The organism is Streptomyces plumbidurans, assembly GCF_019857225.1.
GTDB classification, from domain to species: domain Bacteria; phylum Actinomycetota; class Actinomycetes; order Streptomycetales; family Streptomycetaceae; genus Streptomyces; species Streptomyces plumbidurans.
Genome location: NZ_JAFJSY010000163.1, coordinates 1 through 2,893, shown reverse-complemented (window position 1 = coordinate 2,893; position 2,893 = coordinate 1). Strand labels below are relative to the sequence as shown.

Here is a 2,893-nt window from a genome sequence, read left to right as displayed (position 1 = left end):
CGGCACGGCCGGCGCGCGCACGTCCGGCCGCTGCCACGGCCACAGCGCGAGCACCCCGCCCAGTACGGCACATCCCGCGACGGCGGCGATCAGCAGCCGCCGCCCCCGCGCCGCCCGCCGCCCGCGCCCGACCGCCTCCGCTTGCGTCTCCTCCATGGCGATCACTGTGCGTCAGTACGACGAGCGCATCCCGGCATACGTCCAGTGCCGTAGACGGGGTTCACACCGATGGCCCCGGGTGCGACGCTGTGATCATGAGCCGTATCGAAGCGCGTCGCGACGAAGACACAGCAGCCACCGGCAGCCTCGTCGACCGTCTGCTGGCCGGTCTGCCCGCCGAGGCCGTCCTGACCGACCCGGACGTCACGGTCTCCTACGCCAACGACATGGCCAGCTTCTGCCCCGCCGGCTCCCCGGCGGTGGTCGTGCTGCCGCGCACGGTCGAACAGGTCCAGCACGTCATGCGGACCGCCACCGAGCTGCGCGTCCCGGTCGTCCCGCAGGGCGCCCGCACCGGTCTGTCCGGCGGCGCCAACGCCACGGACGGCTGCATCGTGCTGTCGCTGACGAAGATGGACAGGATCCTCGAGATCAACCCCGTCGACCGCATCGCCGTGGTCGAGCCGGGCGTGATCAACGCCGTCCTCTCGCGCGAGGTCGCCGAGCACGGCCTGTATTACCCGCCGGACCCCTCCAGCTGGGAGATGTGCACCATCGGCGGCAACATCGGGACGGCCTCGGGCGGCCTGTGCTGCGTGAAGTACGGGGTCACCGCCGAGTACGTGCTGGGCCTCGAGGTGGTGCTGGCCGACGGGCGGCTGATGTCCACCGGCCGCCGTACCGCCAAGGGCGTCGCGGGCTACGACCTGACCCGGCTCTTCGTCGGCTCCGAGGGCTCCCTCGGCGTCGTCGTACGGGCGATCCTGGCGCTGCGGCCCAAGCCGCCGCAGCAGCTGGTGCTGGCGGCCGAGTTCGCGTCCGGGACGGCCGCCTGCGACGCGGTGTGCCGGATCATGGAGGGCGGCCATGTGCCCTCGCTCCTCGAACTGATGGACCGTACGACGGTCAAGGCGGTCAACGACATGGCGCAGATGGGCCTGCCGGAGACCACCGAGGCCCTGCTGCTCGCGGCCTTCGACACCCCCGACCCGGCCGCCGACCTCGCCGCCCTCGGCGCGCTGTGCGAGGCGGCGGGTGCCACGCAGGTGGTTCCCGCCGACGACGTCGCCGAGTCCGAACTGCTGCTCCAGGCACGGAGGTTGTCGCTCGTCGCGCTGGAGGCCGTCAGTGGCACCACGATGATCGACGACGTGTGCGTGCCCCGGTCCCGGCTCGGCGACATGCTCGCGGGCACCGAGCGGATCGCCGAGAAGTACCAGCTCACCATCGGGGTCGTCGCGCACGCGGGCGACGGCAACACGCACCCGACCGTCTGCTTCGACGCGGCCGACCCCGACGAGTCCCGGCGCGCCCGCGAGTCCTTCGACGAGATCATGGCCCTCGGCCTGGAACTCGGCGGCACGATCACCGGCGAGCACGGCGTGGGGGTCCTGAAGAAGGAGTGGCTGGCGCGCGAGATCGGCCCGGTGGGCGTGGAGATGCAGCGCGACATCAAGCAGGTCTTCGACCCGCTGGGCATCCTCAACCCGGGCAAGCTGTTCTGATCCGGAGCCGGTCGGGTCACTGGGCGAGCAGCTGATCGAGCGCGTCGTCGATCCCGAGCCGCTCGCCCTCAGTCCCCGGGGGCACCACCCGCAGCGTGCGCTCCAGCCAGGCCGACACCTGGGCGGCCGGCGCCTCTAGCAGGGCGTCACCGTCGGGTGAACTCAGCGCCATCAGAACGACGCTGCGCCCCTCCGACTTGCTCGGCCACACCCGCACATCCCCGTGCCCGCACGGCCGGAACACCCCCTCCACCAGCAGATCGCGGGAGAAGGTCCAGTACACCGGGCTCTCCGAGTCGATGTGGAAGGTGATGTGGACGGCGTACGGGTCGTCGGTGCGGAATTCCAGCCGCGCCGGGACCGGGACGCTGCGCTCCGGGGACAGGATCAGTCTGAGTTCGAGCTCGCGCTCCACCACGGTGTAGTGCATGTCGTGCCGTTCCTCTCTCGGGCAGGTGTACGGGACCCTGCGCGGGCCCGTACGAGGGAGAGGGGCGGACCGCCCGGGCATTACGCGAGTTGCGGCAAGTTTTTTTCCGACTCCGCGTCCGACTTGATGACCGACTCTGTGAAGGCCGTGCACGGGGTTGCCCGGAAAGGGGGCGGGTCCGGCGGGACTGGCGGTGGGGGAGCGGTGGGTCTGATAGATGTGGAGCCCCCGATATTCACCCCCGAGCAGATACGGGACGACGGACATGAGCGCCCCAACCCCGGCCCCCGGCGACAACAGGCCCCGCGAAGGGTATTACCCGGACCCGTCCATTCCTGGATATGTCCGGTACTGGAACGGCGCGGCCTGGGTACCGGGCACCAGCCGTCCGGCGCCGACCGACGGCGAGTCGCTCATGCCGCCGCCCGGCTCGAACCCCGCTCCCGTCGAGGAGACGGGACCGCACTTCTTCGACGAGGACCCCCAGCCGGGGCCTTCCCCGTCCGAGGCCCAGCACGGCAGCCGTCCCGAACCCGCCTCCGCCTGGGGCGCCGACCGTACGCACCAGTCCGGCTTCGGCGGCGACCAGGACCGCCGGGTGTCGTGGGGCTCGCCGCAGGGCGCGGACCCGCGCGTGCCCGCCGACCCGCCGGCCCAGCCCGACGGCCGGGCCGCGAGCACGGACGGCACCGCGACGATCCCGCCCGCGGACGGCGGCGCCGGTGACGTGGCCTCCGGCGGCACGTTCGTCTTCCGCAGGCCCACGGCCAAGCCTGGGGGAGCCACGGGCAGCGCGGGG

3 protein-coding genes are annotated in these 2,893 nt (G+C 72.3%); 2 read left to right on the top strand and 1 reads right to left on the bottom strand.

Annotation, left to right across the window (positions count from 1 at the left end; translation table 11 throughout):
* The first annotated feature begins 248 nt into the window (after nt 1–248).
* Complete coding sequence (locus JYK17_RS40165) at nt 249–1,664, top strand: FAD-binding oxidoreductase (protein ID WP_108013809.1); 1,416 nt, start codon at nt 249–251, stop codon at nt 1,662–1,664.
* 16 nt (nt 1,665–1,680) lie between these two features.
* On the opposite strand, the gene JYK17_RS40160 is transcribed toward JYK17_RS40165, so the two are convergent.
* Nucleotides 1,681–2,094 (bottom strand): SsgA family sporulation/cell division regulator, encoded by a 414-nt coding sequence (locus JYK17_RS40160; RefSeq protein WP_108013810.1) that lies wholly within the window; start codon nt 2,092–2,094, stop codon nt 1,681–1,683.
* A gap of 265 nt (nt 2,095–2,359) precedes the next feature.
* Between JYK17_RS40160 and JYK17_RS40155 the strand changes: the two genes are divergently transcribed.
* A partial coding sequence (locus JYK17_RS40155) for a DUF2510 domain-containing protein (protein WP_222812315.1) occupies nt 2,360–2,893 on the top strand: 534 nt, incomplete at its 3' end.

Excerpts from the sequence above, each read along its gene's own strand:
- JYK17_RS40160 (WP_108013810.1), bottom strand. The coding sequence starts at position 2,094 with ATGCACTACACCGTGGTGGAGCGCGAGCTCGAACTCAGACTGATCCTG.